Annotated in this window: 3 protein-coding genes; all 3 read left to right on the top strand. The window is 40.1% G+C overall.

Annotation, left to right across the window (positions count from 1 at the left end):
• Positions 1-60 precede the first annotated feature (60 nt).
• A complete protein-coding gene (locus tag AC1DDX_RS23680; protein ID WP_288879197.1) occupies positions 61-1539 on the top strand; it encodes a glycoside hydrolase family 28 protein in 1479 nt (492 codons plus the stop codon).
• A 54-nt stretch (positions 1540-1593) separates the two neighbouring features.
• Complete coding sequence (locus AC1DDX_RS23675; protein WP_288879198.1) at positions 1594-3891, top strand: GH92 family glycosyl hydrolase; 2298 nt, start codon at positions 1594-1596, stop codon at positions 3889-3891.
• Between the two features lie 180 nt (positions 3892-4071).
• The coding region (locus AC1DDX_RS23670; protein WP_477622702.1) for a PQQ-dependent sugar dehydrogenase at positions 4072-4812 on the top strand (741 nt) is incomplete at its 3' end.

The raw sequence follows: 4812 nt of genomic DNA, 5'->3' as shown, positions 1-4812 counted from the left end.
ATGGTCAAGAGATCTCTCCTATCGTCGAGATGACGACAGTTTTAAAGATGACAACAAACCATGAATGAACTAAGAAAATATACACTTGTCTTAAACATTTTTTTAATCAGTTTCTTACCCTTAATTTCTAAGGCCATAAGCTCAAAAGATAATGTTAAAGAATATAATATTGTTACCTACGGGGCAAAAGGAGATGGCCGAACTGATGATGCTCTGGCCATTCAAAAGGCCATTGATGCCTGTTCTGATGCGGGCGGTGGTAGGGTAGTTGTACCCTCAGGAAAAACCTATCTGGCCGGACCTTTCAAGCTTAAGTCTTTTGTAGATTTTTATATTGAAACCAATGCTAAAGTATTGGCAAATCCCGATGAGAAAGTATATACAGAAAGTGCATTTCGTGAAAATAAAGGCGAAGGAACCATATGGATTGGTGGTGAGAAGTTAGTTAATGTTACCATTCATGGAGCTGGAACTATTGATGGCAATGGTATCTCTTTTATGGGTGCTGAATTGGAAGATTCTTATGTGTTAAAACCTTTTAATGTTGTTGATCCCAGACCCCATATTCTTACCATTATTGGAGGCAGGAACATCAGAATAAGTGACCTTACCATTCAAAACTCAGCCTATTGGACAGTCCATTTAATTGGCTGCGATGATGTGGTCATAGATAATATCACCCTTTTGAACAGTTTAAAAGTAAGGAATAGTGATGGGATAGATCTTGATCACAGTAAAAATGTAAGGATCAGTAATTGTTACATAGAATCTGGTGATGATTGTATCTGTTTAAAAAACAGAAGGGAGTATGAAGAATTTGGTGCTTGCGAAAATATCACTGTTAGCAATTGTACCATGAGCTCTCGTTCGTGTGCTATTAAAATAGGGTCAGAAAACATGGATAGCATCAATAACGTGTTAATTAATAATTGTATTATCAGCAAAAGCAATAGAGGTATTGGTATTCAAAACCGGGATGAAGGGACAGTTTCCAACGTGATATTTTCAAATATAATTATTGACGCTCATTTGTTTTCTGATGTTTGGTGGGGCAAGGCCGAGCCAATCTATGTAACTGCCTATCCGCGGGCAAAAGGCAATAATAAAGATGCAGGCTGGCGTTTCCCTAAGGGGCAGACTGAAGGAAAAGTGGGAGCAGTAACGGGCATCTATTTCAACAATGTTAAATGTGTTAGCGAGAATGGTATTTATGTAGGTGCAGAATCGCCAGATAAAGTGTCGGGAGTTGTTTTTGATGGGGTTGATGTATTCATCAATAAAACGACGACACTACCAGGGGGAGTTTACGATCGTCGGCCGAGCAATGTTGAGGGGCTTTTGAAAGCCAGAACATCCGCTTTTTACCTTGATAAGGCAAGTCAGATTACCTTAAGAAATTGCGCGGTAACCTGGGGTAAAAACAGGCCCGACTATTTTGCACATGTATTGGAGAGTAATGGCGTTAGAGATTTAAAAACGATTAACCTGGAAGGGGAATCTGCTTTCCCTGCTAAATTTGAGGCAATCAAGAAACAATGAAAAACATAATCAGATCGTTTTTTATTAGCTTTAAAAACAATACGTAGTTTAATTATGAGAAGTGTCTCCTTTATTTTTCGTTGTGGTTTGGGCAGTTTGTTGCTGTTTAGCCTTGGTTTATCCTTAAAAGCGCAAGATGTAGTACAGTATGTGCAGCCTCTTGCCGGTACAGCCGCCAGCACAACCAGTGCAGCCTTAAAGCACGGTAGCGGAACCGAATTAAATGCCAATACTATCCCAGCCGTAGGCCTCCCTTTTGGGATGACTCAGTTCAGTCCCGAAACACGTAAATCAGAAACCAAATGTCTTCCCCCATATCTTTATAAAGACAGTGTGCTCACCGGTATTAGGGCTACACATTGGCTTAGCGGTTCCTGTACACAGGATTACGGCAGCTTTACTATTATGCCGATGATGGGGAGTTTAAAGACCAAACCAGAAGAATATGGCGCAGTATTTTCTCATGAGCAGGAAATCACCAGTCCAAATTACTATAAGGTCAGCTTACCTAAGTATCAATTGGATGTAGAACTTACTGCAACACTTCGTTCGTCGATGATGCAGTTTACAGCACATCGTGCAGATAGCTTATACTTGCTGATTATGCCTAACAGCGATCAGGGAAAAGGATTTGTGAAGATCGATAAAGAAAATGGAGTGGTGTGGGGTTATAATCCTGTTCACCGCATTTATCAGGGCTGGGGTGAACCTGCGGGGTTTAACGGCTTCTTTTATCTGAAAGTTGAAAAGGCAATTGCCAGTCAGGGAACATTCAGTTCCAAAGGTGTCCTTGCTACAGATTCTATTGGTAAACAAAAAGATATTGGTGCCTATCTGGGATTTAAAGTAAATAAAGGAGAGGTACTAAGGGTGCAGGTAGGTACTTCTTTCAGTAGTCTGGAAGGAGCAAGGAAAAACCTGGAACAGGAGATCACTAATTGGGACTTTCCAGCGCTAACCGCACAAAACAAGCAAGTTTGGCAACAAGCCCTGAGTCAGGTCAAAGTTGAGACATCAGTTGTTAAAGACAAGCGTATATTCTATACAGCATTTTATCACAGCATGCAGCACCCACGCTTATTTAATGATGTGGATGGCACCTATCCAAGGTTTTCAGGTAGCTATCAGTTAGAAAATTTATCAAAAGGCAATTATTATGACGATTTTTCCATGTGGGACATTTACCGGGCTCAATTACCCTTATTTGAGTTGCTGAAACCTGAATTGATCAATGATGCGGTTCAATCTATGATCCTGAAAGGGAGCCAGGGAGGCTGGTTGCCTATTTTTCCATGCTGGAACAGTTATACTGCAGCAATGATTGGCGATCATGGAACAGCTTTTATTGCCTCTGCTTATACAAAGGGAATCCGTAATTACGATGTGAATGAGGCTTATCGATTGATGCGGCAAAATGCGTTTGATAGTCCATCAAAACCAGACTATGTAAACGGGCAAGGAAGACGTGCATTGGATACTTATTTGAAATATGGCTACATTCCAATGGAAGACAGTGTACCCGAGGCTTTTCATAAAAAAGAACAGGTCAGCAGAACTTTGGAATATGCCTATGACGATTATGCTTTGGCCATGGTAGCAAAGGGATTGAACAAAACTGCTGATTATACCACATTGATGAGCAGGAGTAAAAATTATCGCAATGTTTTTGATGCAAAGGTGAACATGATGCGGGGCAGGTATATCAATAAAAGCTGGTATGAGCCTTTTAAAGGAAATGCCAAAGAGCCTTATATTACAGAGGGTACACCGCAACAGTATACCTTTTACGTACCACATGATGTACAGGGACTGGCCGAATTGATGGGAGGCAGAAGCAAGCTGGAACAATCATTAGATACGCTTTTTAATGGCGGCGAGTATTGGCATGGAAATGAACCAGGGCACCAGATACCTTTTTTATATAATTACACCGGTTCCCCATGGAAAACACAGCTTAGGGTAAAAGAGATTCTGGCCAATGAATATAGTGACGGACCTGGAGGTTTGAGTGGCAATGATGATGCCGGGCAAATGTCTGCCTGGTATGTGTTTGCTTCTCTGGGATTTTACCCTGTAGATCCGGTTTCCAATAATTATTTGCTTACCACTCCTTTATTTGACCGCATTACGATAAGTCTTCCTAATGCAAAAAAACTAACTATTGTAACACACAAACAATCTAAAAACTCAGGCCATATTTCAGCGGTTAAGTGGGATAAGAAAGCTTATACCAAGAGTTACCTCAGTCATGATAGATTGAAAGATGGGGGCCTTATTGAAGTTACTTTAACAGATAAACCGAATAAAAGGTGGGCTACAGGTTTAACTGATCAACCCTTGGTAAAGAAATAAATAATTGCATGATTTCGGCAACGATTGCATAAATTTTTATTGCTTACATTAGGCAAAAGGGCATTAAACTTCTTAATATCGTATTGAAATACGCCCTTTTAACCAAGTACACTCAATGAAAATAACATTAAATAAGATCCTTTTGCCAATTCTTTTTGTTTTAGTAACCGCTGTAGCCTCATTTGGGCAGAAGCAGTTAAAACTGACAATGTCAAATTAAAACTAATTACAGACGGACTTTCACATCCTACAGCAATGGCTGTTACTAAAAAAGAACCGAATTTGCTTTTTGTTTGTGAACAGGAGGGGCGTATACGTATTATAGAGAATGGAAAGTTAATCCAAACCCCTTTTCTTGACATCTCAAAGGAAGTGATAAAAAATGAAGGCTACGATGAACGTGGATTACTTGGCCTGGCATTTCATCCTAACTATGCCACTAATGGTAAATTCTATATATACTGCAGTGCTCCTTCGCAAAAAGGCAAAGGAACAGACCACCAATCAGAGGTAAGAGAATACACGGTATCTAAAAATAATAACAAGATTGCCGATAAGACGAAAATGCGTAAGGTACTGGTTGTTGATCAGCCAGAATCCAATCATAATGGTGGGTGTTTGCAGTTTGGAGCAGATGGATTTCTTTATATCTCTCTTGGCGATGGCGGTGGCCAGAACGACATGCATGGTGAATATGGGAATGCACAGAATTTAACCAATCTGCTTGGAAAAATTAGCAGGATTGATGTAAATAAGATCCCATACGGGATTCCTGCCGATAATCCATTTGTAAATACTGCTAATGTACGCCCTGAAATCTATGCTTATGGATTTAGAAACCCATGGCGTTTCAGCTTTGATCGTAAAACCAATGAGCTTTTTGCTGGTGAGGTAGGTCAGGATAAATACGAGGAAATAGAT

The sequence above is a fragment of the Pedobacter sp. 10L46_2 genome, assembly GCF_056395165.1.
This window is presented reverse-complemented; position numbering and strand designations above follow the sequence as displayed.

Coding starts and splice junctions, on each gene's coding strand:
- AC1DDX_RS23680 (WP_288879197.1), top strand. CDS start 61: ATGAATGAACTAAGAAAATATACACTTGTCTTAAACATTTTTTTAATC.
- AC1DDX_RS23675 (WP_288879198.1), top strand. CDS start 1,594: ATGAGAAGTGTCTCCTTTATTTTTCGTTGTGGTTTGGGCAGTTTGTTG.